This window comes from Pseudomonas sp. AC169 (genome assembly GCF_979258515.1).
The window spans coordinates 2,324,558-2,340,335 of the sequence record NZ_OZ409866.1 but is presented as its reverse complement, the minus strand read 5'-3'; the positions used below and the strand labels follow the sequence as shown (position 1 = coordinate 2,340,335).

At 59.3% G+C, this 15,778-nt stretch carries 16 protein-coding genes and 1 pseudogene; 8 read left to right on the top strand and 9 right to left on the bottom strand.

Translation table 11 applies throughout. The features are described 5' to 3' along the window. The first annotated feature begins 52 nt into the window (after positions 1-52). The 3 genes from ACZZ0G_RS10720 (at position 53) to ACZZ0G_RS10710 (ending at position 4,568) form a co-directional block, all read left to right on the top strand. Positions 53-973, top strand: a complete 921-nt coding sequence (locus tag ACZZ0G_RS10720) for a LysR substrate-binding domain-containing protein (protein WP_463556119.1) — start codon at positions 53-55, stop codon at positions 971-973. Between the two features lie 184 nt (positions 974-1,157). Then, positions 1,158-3,134: a methyl-accepting chemotaxis protein gene (locus ACZZ0G_RS10715; RefSeq protein ID WP_463398363.1), complete on the top strand. Its 1,977-nt coding sequence runs from the start codon at positions 1,158-1,160 to the stop codon at positions 3,132-3,134. Positions 3,135-3,353: 219 nt separating this feature from the next. Then, positions 3,354-4,568: an aldose 1-epimerase family protein gene (locus tag ACZZ0G_RS10710; RefSeq protein ID WP_463556118.1), complete on the top strand. Its 1,215-nt coding sequence runs from the start codon at positions 3,354-3,356 to the stop codon at positions 4,566-4,568. Here the strand turns inward: ACZZ0G_RS10710 and ACZZ0G_RS10705 are convergent. The 3 genes from ACZZ0G_RS10705 to ACZZ0G_RS10695 all read right to left on the bottom strand — a co-directional run bounded on the left by ACZZ0G_RS10705 (position 4,565) and on the right by ACZZ0G_RS10695 (position 6,887). After that, positions 4,565-6,058, bottom strand: a complete 1,494-nt coding sequence (locus ACZZ0G_RS10705; RefSeq protein WP_463556117.1) for a YifB family Mg chelatase-like AAA ATPase — start codon at positions 6,056-6,058, stop codon at positions 4,565-4,567. The genes ACZZ0G_RS10710 and ACZZ0G_RS10705 overlap by 4 nt on opposite strands. Before the next feature lie 171 nt (positions 6,059-6,229). Further along, positions 6,230-6,400 (bottom strand): hypothetical protein, encoded by a 171-nt coding sequence (locus ACZZ0G_RS10700; protein WP_167351291.1) that lies wholly within the window; start codon positions 6,398-6,400, stop codon positions 6,230-6,232. A 34-nt stretch (positions 6,401-6,434) separates the two neighbouring features. Then, positions 6,435-6,887 carry an N-acetyltransferase gene (locus ACZZ0G_RS10695; RefSeq protein WP_463556116.1) on the bottom strand — a complete coding sequence of 151 codons (453 nt, stop codon included), beginning with the start codon at positions 6,885-6,887 and terminating at the stop codon, positions 6,435-6,437. Positions 6,888-7,802: 915 nt separating this feature from the next. Between ACZZ0G_RS10695 and ACZZ0G_RS10690 the strand changes: the two are divergent. Further along, positions 7,803-8,073 (top strand): annotated as a pseudogene (locus tag ACZZ0G_RS10690) (HigA family addiction module antitoxin). On the opposite strand, the gene ACZZ0G_RS10685 reads toward ACZZ0G_RS10690, so the two are convergent. Both ACZZ0G_RS10685 and ACZZ0G_RS10680 read right to left on the bottom strand, forming a co-directional pair. Next, the gene (locus ACZZ0G_RS10685) at positions 8,068-8,595 is read right to left on the bottom strand and encodes a BRO-N domain-containing protein (RefSeq protein ID WP_463556115.1); all 528 of its coding nucleotides are present in this window, start codon (positions 8,593-8,595) and stop codon (positions 8,068-8,070) included. The pseudogene ACZZ0G_RS10690 and the gene ACZZ0G_RS10685 sit on opposite strands and share 6 nt — an antisense overlap. A 357-nt stretch (positions 8,596-8,952) precedes the next feature. Further along, positions 8,953-9,213, bottom strand: a complete 261-nt coding sequence (locus tag ACZZ0G_RS10680) for an accessory factor UbiK family protein (protein ID WP_007920416.1) — start codon at positions 9,211-9,213, stop codon at positions 8,953-8,955. A gap of 414 nt (positions 9,214-9,627) precedes the next feature. On the opposite strand from ACZZ0G_RS10680, the gene glnK reads away from it, so the two are divergent. The 4 genes from glnK (at position 9,628) to sutA (ending at position 12,413) form a co-directional block, all read left to right on the top strand. Next, a complete protein-coding gene (gene glnK, locus ACZZ0G_RS10675; RefSeq protein ID WP_002555808.1) occupies positions 9,628-9,966 on the top strand; it encodes a P-II family nitrogen regulator in 339 nt (112 codons plus the stop codon). Positions 9,967-10,004: 38 nt separating this feature from the next. Then, positions 10,005-11,342: an ammonium transporter gene (locus tag ACZZ0G_RS10670; protein WP_007920417.1), complete on the top strand. Its 1,338-nt coding sequence runs from the start codon at positions 10,005-10,007 to the stop codon at positions 11,340-11,342. 216 nt (positions 11,343-11,558) lie between these two features. Continuing rightward, positions 11,559-11,984, top strand: a complete 426-nt coding sequence (locus tag ACZZ0G_RS10665; RefSeq protein WP_007920418.1) for a secondary thiamine-phosphate synthase enzyme YjbQ — start codon at positions 11,559-11,561, stop codon at positions 11,982-11,984. A gap of 102 nt (positions 11,985-12,086) precedes the next feature. Then, a complete protein-coding gene (gene sutA / locus ACZZ0G_RS10660) occupies positions 12,087-12,413 on the top strand; it encodes a transcriptional regulator SutA (RefSeq protein ID WP_007920420.1) in 327 nt (108 codons plus the stop codon). 189 nt (positions 12,414-12,602) lie between these two features. Here sutA and ACZZ0G_RS10655 read toward each other — a convergent pair whose 3' ends face one another. Genes ACZZ0G_RS10655 through dapF form a run of 4 tightly spaced genes read right to left on the bottom strand, consistent with a single transcriptional unit; the run spans position 12,603 to position 15,778 of the window. After that, complete coding sequence (locus ACZZ0G_RS10655; protein ID WP_463556114.1) at positions 12,603-13,310, bottom strand: HAD family hydrolase; 708 nt, start codon at positions 13,308-13,310, stop codon at positions 12,603-12,605. Next, positions 13,307-14,206: a tyrosine recombinase XerC gene (gene xerC / locus ACZZ0G_RS10650; RefSeq protein WP_034152032.1), complete on the bottom strand. Its 900-nt coding sequence runs from the start codon at positions 14,204-14,206 to the stop codon at positions 13,307-13,309. The genes ACZZ0G_RS10655 and xerC overlap by 4 nt, the downstream gene beginning before the upstream one ends. Positions 14,207-14,208: 2 nt before the next feature. Further along, a complete protein-coding gene (locus tag ACZZ0G_RS10645) occupies positions 14,209-14,934 on the bottom strand; it encodes a DUF484 family protein (protein WP_053124974.1) in 726 nt (241 codons plus the stop codon). Positions 14,935-14,947: 13 nt separating this feature from the next. Continuing rightward, positions 14,948-15,778 carry a diaminopimelate epimerase gene (dapF, locus tag ACZZ0G_RS10640; RefSeq protein ID WP_095119833.1) on the bottom strand — a complete coding sequence of 277 codons (831 nt, stop codon included), beginning with the start codon at positions 15,776-15,778 and terminating at the stop codon, positions 14,948-14,950.

Genomic DNA, 15,778 nt, shown 5'->3' with positions numbered 1-15,778 from the left:
TCCTGCGCAGTTTTTGTCAGTTTGGCTGCATCCCGCTATAGGAGCTTTCTGCATGTCTCGTCGTCTTCCTCCCTTGTATGCCCTGCGCGCATTTGAAGCGGCGGCACGACATAGCTCGTTCACCCGTGCGGCTGAAGAGTTGTCGATCACCCAGAGCGCAGTCAGTCGGCATATTCGAACGCTGGAAGATCACTTTGCCTGCCGGCTGTTTCATCGCAGCGGGCGCAATTTGCAACTGACTGAAGCCGCGCGTTTGCTACTGCCGGGAATCCGCGAAGGCTTCGGTGCGCTTGAGCGGGCCTGCAATACCTTGCGCGCCGAGGACGACATCTTGCGTATGAAGGCCCCGTCGACTCTGACCATGCGCTGGCTGCTGGCGCGACTCAGTCGCTTCCGCCACTTGCAGCCGGGCAACGAAGTACAGCTGACCAGCGCCTGGATGGATGTGGATTCGGTGGACTTCAATGATGAGCCGTTCGACTGCGCCGTGCTGTTGAGCGACGGGCATTTTCCGCCGGATTGGGAGGCGAGTTTATTGTTTCCCGAAGAGCTGATTCCGGTGGGTGCACCCAACCTGTTGAATGATCAGCCGTGGGATCTGGCTCGGCTGGCCTGTACCGAATTACTTCACCCAACGCCGGACCGCCGCGATTGGCGCAGTTGGCTGGAGCACATGGGGCTGTCCGATCAGGTGTCGCTCAAGGGCGGGCAGGTGTTCGACACTCTGGAATTGGGCATGATCGCGGCGGCACGCGGTTACGGCGTATCGATGGGCGACCTGTTGATGGTCGCCGAAGATGTGGCGCAGGGAAGACTGAGCCTGCCGTGGCCAACCGCCGTCGCCAGCGGACTGAATTATTACCTGGTGTGGCCAAAGACCCGTCCGGGAGGTGAACGTTTGCGCCGCCTCAGCGACTTCCTGCAAGGCGAAGTCCGCGCCATGGAACTGCCGGCGGTTGCGCGCTTGAGCTGAAACGTTCGAGCCGCCACAATGGCGGCCTTGCGCCATACCCTCGTTGCGCGCTCAAGTATTCGGTTTTACTGCCGACTATGAGCAAGTGGAACCGTCGTGCCGGTCTCCACGATTCACCCCCACTATTAGAAAATTATCCGAGTCGAGATCAAGGAGGATCCCGTGGCTCGGCCAGGAGCTGTCCATGTCTCAACCTCGCGCTCGGATCGCCTCGCAGCTGGGCCTCGCGCTCGCTGTGATACTGGCGATAGTTATCAGTGGCAGTACGGTGTTCGCCCTGCGTTCGCTGGACTCGGCCAACCTCGCCACCCGTGAAGAGCATCTGGCCAGTGAGGCGCGGCTGCTGGCCGACCAACTGAGCACCTTCCACGGCACGCTGCGTGAAAGCACCCAGCGCCTGAGCGGGTTGTTCGAGAAACGCTTCAGCGCGGGTTTGAGCATTCACCCGAGTGAGCCGGTGACGGTTGCGGGCACCCAGACCCCGGGCCTGCATCTGGGTAGCGAAGTGTTGAACAACAACTTCAAGGAAGTCGACGAGTTCAAGCAGATGACGGCTGGCGTCGCCACGCTGTTCGTGCGCAGCGGCGAAGACTTTGTGCGGGTCAGCACCTCGCTGACCAAGCAGGACGGCACTCGCGCCATCGGCACCTTGCTCGATCACGCGCACCCGGCCTACGCGAAGCTGATGGCAGGGCAGAGCTACGTCGGTCGCGCCTTGTTGTTCGAGCGTTCCTACATGACCCAATACACCCCGGTGCGCGATGGCAGCGGCAAGGTGATTGCGGTGCTGTTCGTTGGTTTCGATTACACCGACGCGCAGAACGCCCAGTTCGACAACCTCAAGCGTTTCCGTATTGGCCAGACAGGCTCCCTGGCACTGCTGGATGAGCAGAACAAATGGCTGGTCCCGCCGGCGGGCGTGCAGGCTCTGGATCAAGCGATTCCGGTAATCAGCGGCCTGGCGAAAACGCCGGGCAAAGGTCAGTTCTGGGGCGACAAGTCCGAAGATTTCTACAGCGTTGCCGTGCCGTTCGACGGTGGCCCGTGGTCGGTAGTGGCGAGCATGCCGAAAGCCGAGATCCGCGCAGTGACCTGGAGCGTCGGTACGCAACTGGCGATCGGCAGTCTGTTGGCGATGCTGTTGGCGGTCGGTTCCGTGGTCTGGTTGCTGCGCAGCAAACTGGCGCCGCTGAGCGATCTGGTGCGTCAGGCGGAAGCCTTGGGTGCCGGCGATCTCAGCGTGCGCCTGAACGTGTCGAGCAACGACGAAATCGGTCAGCTGTCCCGCGCGTTCAACCAGATGAGTCAGGCGCTGTCGACCATGGTCGAGCACATCCGTCGCTCTTCGGAAGAGGTCAACAGCCGTGCGCAAGCCTTGTCCGGCCTGTCCGGCGGCGCGTACGAAGGCATGGAGCAGCAGTCCGGCGAAATCACCAGCATGGCCGGCGCGGTGGAAGAGTTCAGCGCGACCTCGTTGAACATCGCCGACAACATGGGCGCGACCCAGCGTCTGGCGCAGGAAAACGCGCAGCAAACGCAGATTGGTCGCAGCTCGATGGAAGAAGCGTCGTCCTCGCTGGAGCAAATCGCTGGCGCCCTGAACAGCACCGCCACCGTGATCAATACCCTCGGTCAGCGTTCGCAGGAGATCGGCGGCATCGTTGGGGTGATTACTTCGATTGCCGAGCAAACCAACTTGTTGGCGCTCAACGCGGCCATCGAAGCGGCGCGTGCCGGCGAACAAGGTCGCGGCTTCGCCGTAGTGGCCGATGAGGTGCGCAGCCTGGCCTCGCGTACCCGCCAGGCGACTGATGAAATTTCCAGCATGATCCACAGCATCCAGCAGGAAACCGGCAACGCGATCAGCACCATGGAGCAGGGCAATGTGCTGATGCAGGAAGGCTTGTCGCGTAACGCCAATGTGGCGTCGGCGCTGGCGCGTATTGACGAGCAGAGCCGTTCGGCTGGGCAGCAGTTTGCCGCGATTACCACGGCGACTCAGGAACAGAGCAGCACCGCGACGTTGTTGAGCAGCAATTTGCAGAGCATTGCGTTGGCCAACAGTGAGCAGCGTGAGGTTGTGTCGAACCTGGCGGTGACGGCTAAAGAGCTGGAAAAATTGGCGGCGGACTTGCGTTCCGAGGTTGATCGCTTCCGTTGATGCGCCTTTGAAATAGCTTTCGCGAGCAGGCTCGCTCCCACAGTGTTCGGTGTGATTCACAGATTTTGTGAACACCCGAGACCCCTGTGGGAGCGAGCTTGCTCGCGAATGCATCACTGAAGATCTTCGGCAGAACATGCGATCTGTCGATCTAATACACTTGCTGAAACGTTTCCGCAGCGCTATAAAAATGGCACAACTCCAATAAAGGCTGCTGCCATGACCCCGCTCAAACTCGCCGTCGCCCTCGGCGCATTCTCTGCTGCTTCCCACGCCATGGCCTGGGATTACGTCCTCCTCGACACCAACAAGTCCGCGCAAAACTGGAGCATCACCAGTGAGCAACTCGGCGTGAAAACCGACAAACCCTTCTCCGTAAGCCTGCGTACCTTGCACGGTGGGCGGCAGGAAGGCGTCAGCATCGTCGATATCGATAACGGCACGATGAAACTCTCGGTGGTGCCGACCCGAGGCATGAATGTCTTGCAGGCCTCCGTCGGCGACGTGCGCATGGGTTGGGAGTCGCCGGTCAAGGACGTGGTCAACCCGGCCTTCATCGAACTCAACGGACGCGGTGGACTGGGCTGGCTGGAAGGCTTCAACGAGCTGGTCGCCCGCTGCGGTTACGAATGGGTTGGCCATCCCGGCATCGACAATGGCGAACTGCTGACCTTGCACGGCCGCGCTGCCAACATCCCGGCCAGTACCGTCACGCTGCACATCGACGAAAAGCCACCCTACGCCATCAGTCTGCGCGGTGAGCTGAAAGAGCAGGCCTTCAAGAAGGTCGATTTCTCCGTCGTTACTGAATTGGTCACCGAACCCGGCAGCACGCGCTTCGCACTCAACGATACGCTGACCAACAACGGCGACTATCCGAAGGAATACCAGGCGCTGTATCACAGCAATTTCAGTACGCCGTTCCTCGAGCAGGGCGCCCGTTTTGCTGCGCCGGTAAAACAGGTTTCGCCGTTCAACGACAAGGCCAAGGGCGACCTGGCCGACTGGCAGACCTATCGCGCGCCGACCAAGGACTACGACGAAACCGTCTACAACGTCGTGCCCTATGCCGACGCCAAAGGCGAAACCCTGACTGTTTTGCACAATAAGGCGGGCAGCCTGGGTGTTTCTGTTGGCTTCAACACCCAGCAGTTGCCGGTGTTTTCCCTGTGGAAAAACACTGACACTCAAGGCCAGGGCTATGTCACCGGGCTGGAGCCGGGCACCAGTTTTTCTTACAACCGCCGCTATCAGCGTCCGCTGAATCTGGTGCCGACCATTGCACCGAAAGAACACAAACAGTTCCAGATCAGCTACAGCCTGCTTGCGGACAAGGGGGCAGTGGATAACGCGTTGAAGCGCGTGACCGAGATACAGGCCGGACGCGACACCGAAGTGCGGCAGACGCCGCTGGTGGATCTGACCGAGCATTAAGGTGTCGCCGGCCGATATTGCAGCGCCTCGGCCAAGTGCTCGCGTTTGATTGCATCGACTTGCTCAAGGTCTGCCAGTGTCCGGGCGACCTTGAGTAGCCGATGCGCGGAGCGCAGAGACAACGTCAGCCGTTCACAGGCTGACTCCAGCCATTTCTCATCGGTTGTGGATAACTTGCAGTGTTTTTTCAGTCCTGGCAGATCGAGAAACGCGTTGGCGCAGCCTTGACGCTTTTGCTGGCGCTCGCGAGCCTCGGCTACCAGTGCTGCGGCGCTGGCGCTGTCCTCTCCCGGCTTCAACTGCGGGTTCAACGCTGTCGCTTCCCGCGCCACGGTCAGGTGCAGATCAATCCGATCCAGCAAAGGCCCCGATAGCTTGTTGCGATAGCGCTGCACCATGTCTGGTGTGCACGAGCACTTGCCGCTCGGCTCGCCAAGATATCCACAGGGGCAGGGGTTCATCGCCGCCACCAACTGGAAGCGTGCCGGAAAACGTACGCGATCCTTCGCTCGGGCGATGACGATATGTCCGGACTCCAAAGGCTCGCGTAAAACCTCCAATACCTTGCGATCAAACTCCGGCAGCTCATCGAGAAACAGCACGCCATGGTGGGCGAGGGTAATCTCACCGGGTTGCGGTTTCGAACTGCCGCCGACCAGGGCCGGTCCGGATGCCGAGTGGTGCGGTTGACGAAAGGGACGCTGCGGCCAATGGGTCAGCGGCGCGCCACTGGCGACCGACTGAATCGCCGCAACCTCCAGCGCTTCACTCTCGGCCAGCGGCGGCAACAGTCCCGGCAATCGGCTGGCCAGCAATGTCTTACCCGTTCCCGGCGGCCCACTGAACAGCAAGTTATGGGCACCCGCAGCAGCAATCAGCAACGCTCGTTTCGCCGCCACTTGCCCCTGCACTTCATTCAAGTCGGGATAAGGCTTGCTGGCATGCATCAGCCCGTCGGAGACATAGGGTTCAACCGGCGTATGCCCATTGAAATGCGCCACCGCCTCCAGCAAATGATCCACCGCAAACACCTTCAACCCCGAAGCCAGGCACGCCTCCTCGGCATTCGCCCGCGGCACCACCAGCGCACGACCCGCTTTGCGCGCCGCCAACGCTGCCGGCAACACCCCGCGCACCGCTCGTACTGCGCCGGACAACGCCAGCTCCCCCAGACATTCCACATCATCCAGCGTCAGACACGGCACCTGCACACTCGCCGACAGAATCCCCAAGGCAATCGCCAGATCAAACCGCCCGCCATCCTTGGGCAAATCCGCCGGCGCCAGATTCAAGGTGATCCGCCGCGCCGGAAACTGCAGCCCGGAATTGATGATCGCGCTGCGCACCCGATCCTTGCTCTCCTTCACCGCCGCCTCGGGCAGCCCGACCATGGTCAGCGACGGCAGGCCGTTGGCCAGATGGACTTCGACAGTGACAGCGGGGGCTTCCACGCCAATCTGGGCGCGGCTGTGGACGATGGAGAGGGACATGGTCGTTCCTTGAGCTGAATCGGGAGCCGCTTCCTGCGGGTTTTTGAAGCGTAGTCTGGGGAGAGGGCGTTGGTCGGACAGTTTTAAGGGCGAACTTTCACTGGATGTTGCTGAAGGCACTAATCCTCAGGCATAAAAAAACCGCCTGTTTGGCGGTCATTTTTGCAGTACTCAGGTTCCACCACCGGCGAGCCAGCCATCGGGCTCCATTTCCTTGCCATAGGTCGCGGCCACTTTCAGAAAATGCCGCTGACTGGCTGAAACTCTGTCCGGCAAACCGAGTGTCTCGGTACCTGGTTTGGAAACCCGTGCCGGTTGGGTTTTCTGCTTCTTCTGCTTCATAAACACCTCACGTGCCGGGATGCTTGATTCGATCTTATTGGTCGTCCAATGGAAAGACAAGGCGGCCGGTTGTATCAAAATAAAATCCCAGCGTTTGATAGTAAGGGATGGCGCCTGAGTCTGGCTCTTGTACTTCGATTTGCGTGCACCCCAGCTTCCGGGCGTAGAATTCTGTTGTCAGCAATGCCATCGGAGCGATCCAGCCCCGCAAGGTATTTGTCTTGCAGGTGTGTCCCTGCAAAAGGACGATTTTCATGCAGATCGTGCTTCTTCGCGGCGTTGCGTAGCACAGTCCGCACAGTTCTTCTTCGTACCAGAACGCCAAGTCCAGCCCTTTTGCATCTTTGCTCTTCCAGTCCAACACAGCGTCCCATGGATACCCAACGGGGCCGGTCCACTGGTGGAATGCGTTGATTGCTACTGGAGTAATCGGATCGATCCTGAGTGATAGAGCATCAACTCCAGCCGCCAGGGCTTCTGGGTCCATGGACATTGTTTGATGTGCGAGTTTTCGGGATTCAGATTTGAGTGTCTGATTTCGAAGTTCGGTACCTTTGCCTTTTCTTCGCATCGTTTTGTTCTGTGGGATCAATCTGCAAACGATATCGAAGGCATTGATGCTTACGTAATCAGACGTAGGGGACGGTCCTTGTAGGATTGTGCTTGCGTTAGTGAAGGACGTTGGAGATGGTCAGTTCAGGGTGTGAGAGGGCGGAGAGGCAATACTTTATGTCGGGATGGATGAGGGTTTTGCGCTGCTCTCGATCGTAAATGAGCTTTGACTCCTGAGCGGTACTGAAGGATCCTCCCGATCGAGGACTGCAACTGCGCATTCGTCGGGATTGGGCACCAGCAAAAGCTCCCCCGCATTTTTGGCAGCAGAGAAAGCTGGTTTCTCTGAAGTAGTGACGACGGGCTAGCCCTGTCGGATTCTGAACCCAAGGCCGCAAAGCCAGGAGCTAAAGAATCGCTGCGACTATTCCTCCGAGCAAAAAAAGGCGTCCTATGGACGCCTTTTTTTATTTTTCACTCAGGACCTTCTACCGGCCAGCGCGCCGCTTGGCTCAAGCGCTGGCCCACATGTAACAGCAACTTCAATAAATCGCCGTTGGTTGGCTGACATATCCCCAGCCAAACGGAGTGCTTCGAGGTGCAAATCAACAATCTGAAATAGCTTTTCCTTCCTCTTCTTATCCTTCACAGATACCTCCATCTTGATGGGTGTATTTCGTTTGCCAATGTAATGACATGCGTAAGGGCTGCGTAATTGGGCGCAGACGCTGATGTTTGTAGGGCTATGCCCTAATAGTTGTAGGACGCCGGTGAAAGGGGGGTGAAGGTCTTGTATCCGGGAGTCGGATGCTCCAGTTTGGCCGTTCAATGCAGCCTCTGGAGGCGAAAAATGGACCGCAATGGTATGCGCCCGATTCATCCGGGCGAGGTTCTGAATAAGGAATTCATTGGAGCCGTTGGGCATGACTGTCATGGATCTGGCCATGCCCACGAACTGGCCCGAAAGTGAGATCGAAAAGCTTGTGAAATGCCAGCTCGGGATCTGCGCCGATCTGGCAATCAGCCTTGCCACTTATCTCAACACTACGCCTGAGTTCTGGATGAATCTGCAATCGACTTACGATTTGCGCAGGGCCCAGCTCCGGCATGCGGGTTTATAGCGATTGCAGCATTCGCGAAGCTCTTTTCCACCATGGCCCCGTCATTGGGCGCTTGGTCTGTTCCCGTTCCACCATCATCTGCGGCACATCGTGTAACCGTATCCACGGCTGGTTATTCCAGTGCAACAAACTCAATGTCATGTCCGGCCAACTGAGCAGGCTCAGGTGTGGGCGTTCGCTTGTGCTGGGGTGTTGGGCGTCGCGCAGGGTGGGGATGACTTGGTGGGTGAGCCATTCGCGCAGCGCTCGGTATTCGGGGCAGTAGTGGTAGACGAGGAGGGCGTAGATGCCGGATTCGCTGATCAGCAGGGTGTTTTCGATCTGGTTGTGGATGAGGGTTTTGCGGGTTTGGTATTGGTCGGGGTCGAGTTTTCGCAGCATGCGTTCGTTGAGGTAAATGTGCAGCAGGCGACTCAGGTCTCGGGCGCAGAACCAGGGTTGGTTCTGGATGAGGAGGGCGTGGAGGGGGAGTTTGTGGCGGGTGAAAATGTGCGGGGTCAGATAAGTCTCTTCTTGATTCATTGAGCAGTTCCTCTTGCTTAAGGGGCTGCCCTCAATCGTCGCCAAACGATTGGGTGGCAGTTGTACGCGGGTTGGCGAACCGGAGCAAAAGGAACCCGGCAGACCCGAAGGTCTCCCACGCACAACCGCCATGAAACGATGTGGCGGTAATGTAGCCGCCATCATGGTTGTCGTGCGCCTTAAGCTGTTCGGGTCGCCAAACCCGGTGCTGAACATTCAGCATCGGGTGAGCTTAGAAACCTGGGCTTTTCGGCGCAATCGGACGGCGGTGGTGCAGGTTGTAGGACGTTGCCGGGGTGGTTGAAGGGCTGAGGATCAAAAGATCGCAGCCTTCGGCAGCTCCTACAGGTGGATGCGTTATTCGGCTGGCGGTGTCAGCTTCGCTTCCATCTCGGCAACTTTCGCTTCGAGACTTTCGAGGCGAGCGCGAGTACGCGCCAACACAACCATCTGACTATCAAATTCTTCACGGCTGACCAGGTCGAGTTTGCTGAAGGCGCTCTGCAGCAGCATCTTGAACTGGCTTTCGATTTCGGCTTTCGGCAGCGGGGTGTCGCCGCTGAAGAGGCGGGAGGCGGTGCCGCTCAGGGCGTCGAGGAAGTCTTTGGGCGCGAGCATGGTGGATGTCCTGGAAACAATGGCCGGCAGTGTATCACGCAGTGTCTATAGTCAATCTCGCGGTCAGGGATGCACGCTTTTCGCGCAGGCGGACGGACGGCGACGCACCGTTGTTGTGCGTATCCGGATGGCGTTTCGCGCGCATTGCGTTGCGACAGCGGCCAAGGGATTGAAATCAGGGGATTTTGGCGAGATGGCAAGCTTTCTGCTTAGTCACCTTCGACCCATGCACTGATGCAGTCGCTGTGACGAATGCAGTGCGGCAGACGGAGCGGGGAGTTTCGTCGGCAGCGGTTAGCTGGCGTCAGTCGGGCAGGTACGGCCGACGATGCGTTACAAAGCCAGGCACTGCGCTTAGACTTGAGTCGGGTTTGTTTTCCTGGGGCAAGTCCACCAATTCGGGAGAGAGTTTTCATGAAGCTAGTCACTGCCATCATCAAGCCGTTCAAGTTGGACGACGTGCGCGAGTCGCTGTCCGAAATCGGCGTGCAGGGCATTACCGTTACTGAAGTCAAAGGCTTCGGCCGGCAGAAGGGTCACACCGAGCTGTATCGCGGCGCGGAATATGTGGTCGATTTTCTGCCCAAGGTGAAAATCGACGTGGCCATCGACGACAAGGATCTGGATCGGGTTATCGAGGCGATAACCAAAGCGGCCAACACCGGCAAGATCGGTGACGGCAAGATCTTCGTGGTCAATCTGGAACAGGCGATTCGCATCCGTACCGGCGAAACCGATACCGACGCGATCTAAGCGCCGCCACAAACCCCAACGCCCCAGGAGAAAACAATATGACTCTGCGTAAATTCGCAGGGCTAGGAGCCCTGTTGTCTATCGTAATGCCAAGCCTTGCAATGGCGGCAGACGAAGTGGCGGCCCCAGTCCTCAATTCCGGCGACACTGCCTGGATGCTCACCTCGACAGCCCTCGTGCTGTTCATGACCATCCCCGGCCTGGCGCTGTTCTACGGCGGCATGGTTCGCTCGAAAAACATTCTTTCCGTGATGATGCAGTGCTTCGCCATTACCGGTCTGATCAGCATCCTGTGGGTCATTTATGGCTACAGCATTGCGTTCGACACCACCGGCATGGAGCAGGGCGTCGTCAACTTCAACTCGTTCTTCGGCGGCATGGGCAAGGCGTTCCTCGCCGGTGTCACGCCTTCGAGCCTGACCGGCCCAGCGGCTTTGTTCCCTGAGGCGGTGTTCATCACCTTCCAGATGACCTTCGCGATCATCACCCCGGCGCTGATCGTCGGTGCGTTCGCCGAGCGGATGAAATTTTCCGCGATGCTGATCTTCATGGGCATCTGGTTCACTCTGGTTTATGCACCGATCGCCCACATGGTCTGGTCCGGCAACGGCGGCCTGATGTGGGACTGGGGCGTGCTCGATTTCGCGGGCGGCACCGTGGTGCACATCAACGCCGGTGTCGCCGGTCTGATTGCCTGCCTGGTATTGGGCAAGCGTAAAGGCTTCCCGACCACCCCGATGGCTCCGCACAACCTCGGTTACACCCTGATGGGCGCGGCGATGCTGTGGGTCGGCTGGTTCGGCTTCAACGCCGGTTCCGCTGCGGCGGCCAACGGCACCGCCGGCATGGCGATGCTGGTCACTCAGATCGCTACCGCTGCTGCCGCGCTGGGCTGGATGTTTGCCGAGTGGGTCACTCACGGCAAGCCAAGCGCACTGGGCATTGCTTCGGGTGTGGTTGCCGGTCTGGTCGCGATCACTCCGGCTGCCGGCACCGTGGGCCCGATGGGCGCACTGGTGATCGGTCTGGCCGCAGGCGTGGTGTGCTTCTTCTGCGCCACCACCCTGAAACGCAAACTCGGTTATGACGACTCCCTGGACGCCTTCGGCGTACACGGTATCGGCGGTATTCTCGGCGCGATCCTCACCGGTGTGTTCGCTGCGCCGGCACTGGGTGGCTTCGGCACCGTCACCGATATCGGTGCGCAAGTGTGGATTCAGGTCAAAGGCGTCGGCTTCACGGTGATCTACACCGCGATCGTCACCTTCATTATCCTCAAGGTCCTGGACGCCGTGATGGGTCTGCGTGTGACCGAGGAAGAAGAGTCGGTTGGCCTCGATCTGGCACAACACAACGAACGCGGCTACAACCTGTAAGTACGCGCACTGAAAAAAATTGCCCGGTTCGCCGGGCATTTTTTTGTCCGGGATTTGTCATTAAGCGACAGGCTGAAAGGATTTTTCGTACGTCTTTAGTAGTGTTTACGACGGGCGTTTTTCTGCGGCCAATGGCTTACATCATTGCAGGAATATTAGGGCCTTTGTTTTTTCCCAGAGCGCGCTAGAATGCGCCCCGAACGTGCGGAGAACTGTATGTGGCAACAGACTCTGATAACCCTGCGGGCACGGCCCCGGGGCTTTCATCTGGTAACGGACGAGTTACTCGCGGGGCTGCCTGAACTCAGGGAGTGCCGGGTCGGTCTGTTGCATTTGTGGCTGCAGCATACCTCGGCGTCGTTGACCATCAACGAGAACGCCGATCCGGCGGTACGTCGCGACTTCGAACGATTTTTCAATCGTCTGATCCCACAAGGAACAGACGGCTATGAGCATAACGACGAAGGCCTGGACGACCTCCCGGCGCACTTCAAGGCCAGCGTGCTTGGCTGCCAGATCAGTCTGCCGGTTTCGGCAGGTCGGTTGGCACTGGGGACCTGGCAAGGCGTTTATCTGGGCGAGCACCGTGATCATGGCGGTGCCCGAAAAGTCCTCGCCACCTTGCACGGTGAAGGGGCGTAAACCGTTGGTCACCAATGGTTACTGATTTTTTAACGGCGACTTTCGACAGTTGCCAAAGCTGGTCTATAACTAATCTGCTTTTCGCAAGTCATGAGGTAGAACATGAGCGACGATGATCTGGAAAACGACGACCTCGAAGTAGGCGACGAAGACGAGGCCGAGGAAGGTCTGGAAGCAGCAGCGGAAGACGTTGCTGACGACGATGGCGGCGACGATACGCCGGCCCCGGCTGCCAAAGGCAAAGCCAAGGCTGCGGTGTCGGTAGATGAGTTGCCGAGCATTGAAGCCAAGAACAAGGAACGCGACGCCCTGGCCAAGGCCATGGAAGAGTTCCTGTCGCGCGGCGGCAAGGTTCAGGAAGTGGAGGCCAATGTGGTCGCCGATCCGCCGAAGAAGCCGGACAACAAGTACGGCAGCCGCCCTATCTGAGGCGTGCCGCTTGCTTGCTGAAAAAGCCCGCCGTCGCTGCGGGCTTTTTCATGCCTGGAATAAAGCTATCGAAGTGAACGCAATTCCCCTGTGGGAGCGAGCTTGCTCGCGAATGCGATAGGTCGTACAGCATCGCAGTGACTGACCTGACGCTTTCGCGAGCAAGCTCGCTCCCACAGGGTTTGTGGATTATTTCGAGATGGCATTCCAGCGCGCGAGAACGGCTGGCAGGTCGGTCAGGCTGCGAATTTCGGCATCCGGTAGACGATCCGCTTCCCACGGTTTGCCCGCCGGGTTAAACCAGATCGCTCGCAACCCCGCCTGCTGCGCCCCGGCAATGTCATCGCCCGGATGATCGCCGATATGTACGGCGGTTTCGGCCGTAGCGCCGCCGCGCTGCAAAGCCTCATGAAACAACCGTGCATCCGGTTTGGCGATGCCGATATCTTCGGCGCACAACGCAAACTTGAAGTAGTCCGCCAGACCCAATCGACGCACATCAGCATTGCCATTGGTAACCACGCCAAGCGCATAGTGATTGGCGAGGATCTCCAGCACCGGCTCGACTTCAGGAAAAACTTCGATCTGATGCCGGGCATGCAGAAATACTTCAAAACCCTTGTCTGCCAGGTCGGTGGCTTCGCCATGGGCGTATCCAGCGTCTTCCATCGCATGAAACAAAACACGTCGACGTAGCGCGCTGATCCGATGCTTGAGCCCCGGTTCGTTAGCCAATACACGCTCGCGAATCGCCCACAGATGCTCGACCGGCACCGCGCCCAGGTTCGGCGCATGTTCGCTCAGCCATTCACGCAATACCGCTTCGGCGCTGACGATCACTGGCGCGGTGTCCCACAGGGTGTCGTCGAGGTCGAAGGTGATCAACTGGATGCTCATGAATCATCGCCTTTCATGCGTTTGGCCCGTGGGTGGGCGCTGTCGTAGACCGCCGCCAGGTGCTGGAAGTCCAGGTGGGTGTAGATCTGCGTGGTCTTGATGTCCGAGTGGCCAAGTAATTCCTGCACCGCGCGCAAGTCCTGCGAGGATTCCAGCAAGTGGCTGGCGAAAGAGTGCCGCAGCATGTGCGGGTGCAGGTTTTGCCCCAGTTCGCGTTCGCCGGCGAGTTTGACTCGCACCTGAATCGCTCGCGGGCCAAGGCGTCGGCCTTGCTGGCTGACGAACACGGCGTCGTCCGCCGGGTTGGTCATCGCGCGCAGCGGCAGCCATTGTTCGATCGCTTCGCGGGCCTTTTTACCGACCGGCAGCAGGCGGGTTTTGCTGCCTTTGCCGAGCACTTGAACCATGCCGTCGGCGAGGTCGAGTTGATCGAGGTTGAGCCCGGTCAGTTCGGATAGACGCAGGCCGGAGGAATAGAACAACTCCAGAATCGCCTGATCGCGCCGCGCCAGAAAATCATCTTCGACCGCACCTTCAAGCAATTGCAGCGCACGGTCAGTGTCGAGGGTTTTCGGCAGGCGACGCTCACCTTTCGGCGGCGCCAGACCGGTCGCCGGATCATGGTCGCAAAGGCCTTCGCGATTCAGATAGTGATAGAGCCCGCGCACCGCCGAGAGCAACCGGGCGAGGCTGCGCGAGGACTGGCCTTGCGCATGCAAACGGGCGATCAGGCTGCGCAGGCGCTGAATATCCAGCGCCGCCCAACTGCCGATGTTTTGCTTCACGCACCAGCCAAGGACTTTATCGAGGTCGCGGCGGTAGGCCGAGAGCGTGTGCGGCGACACCTGTCGCTCACTGCGCAGGTGTTCGCAGTAAGCGTCCAGTTGTCGTTCCATGGTCAACGTACCGAGCGCAGGGAGCTGTTGACCCGTGGCAGCACGCGGCCCATGACTTCGGCGATGTAGCTGAGGAACAGCGTACCGACCGAGCTCTTGTAGTGCTGCGGATCACGGCTGGCGATTGCCAGAATACCGTGGATACCTTGATGGCTGACGGCGACTACAGCGGTGGAGCCGATCTGCTTGCGCTGTTCTTCGCCGAAGAGGAAATCCAGTTCGTGTTCACGCAGGCTGCCGCTGACGCTTTTGCCTTCGGTGAGCAGGCCGCCGATGGCGACTTGGGCATCCGCATGAGTAACCCAGCGACCGACCGGTGCCGGGTTGTCGCCAAGCAGGATCAGGCTGACGAAGGGCACTTGGAAATCTTGACGCAGACTGTCTTCGACGCTGATCACCACGTCTTCCAGGCTGCTGGCATCCATCAAGGAAAGAATGAGGCGGCGAGTCTTGTCGAACAGGCGATCGTTGTCGCGGGCAACGTCCATCAACTGCGAGAGGCGGTGACGCATCTCGATGTTGCGGTCGCGCAGGATAGTCATCTGCCGCTCGACCAGCGAAACGGTGTCGCCGCGCTGGTGCGGAATGCGCAGGGCGGGCAACAGTTCTTCGTGCTCGACGAAGAAGTCCGGATGCGCCTCAAGGTACGCAGCAACCGCTGCCGCCTCCAGGCTCTCGGACGCTGATTCGTCGGACTGTCGGGCGGGTACCTGAGGCTTATCGGTCATGGTTTTTGCTCACTCAAAGACGCACTTGTCCTTCGTATACACGCACTGCCGGACCGGTCATCAGTACCGGTTGGCCAGGGCCTGCCCATTCAATGGACAGACGCCCGCCGGGCAGGTCGATCAATAGCGGCGAATCCATCCACCCCTGGCTGATCGCAGCGACAGCCGCTGCACACGCGCCGGTACCGCAGGCCTGGGTTTCCCCGGCGCCACGTTCCCACACGCGCAACTGCGCGCGGTTGCGGTCGATGACCTGGAGAAAACCGACATTCACTCGCGCGGGGAAGCGCGGGTGGTGTTCGATTTTCGGCCCCAGCTCATGCACCGGTGCGCTGTTGATGTCCTGCACGCGCAATACCGCATGAGGGTTGCCCATCGACACGGCGGCCAGTTCGACCGTGGTGCCGTCGACTTCCAGCTGATAACTGCTGGCCTGCGCTGGCGCTTCGAACGGAATGTCCGCCGGCACCAGACGCGGGGCGCCCATGTTCACGCCGATCTGGCCGTCGTTACGCACGTCCAGTTCGATGATGCCGCCCTTGGTCTCGACGCGAATCTGCCGTTTGGCGGTCAGACGCTTGTCGAGCACGAAGCGCGCAAAGCAGCGCGCGCCGTTGCCGCATTGCTCAACTTCCGAGCCGTCGGAATTGAAGATCCGATAGCGGAAATCCACGTCCGGGTTGCTTGGCGCCTCGACGATCAGCAATTGGTCGAAACCAATGCCAGTGTGGCGGTCGCCCCATTGCTTGGCGTGCTTTGGCTGAATATGCGCGTGCTGGCTGACCAGGTCGAGAACCATGAAGTCATTGCCCAAGCCGTGCATTTTGGTAAAACGCAGCAGCAT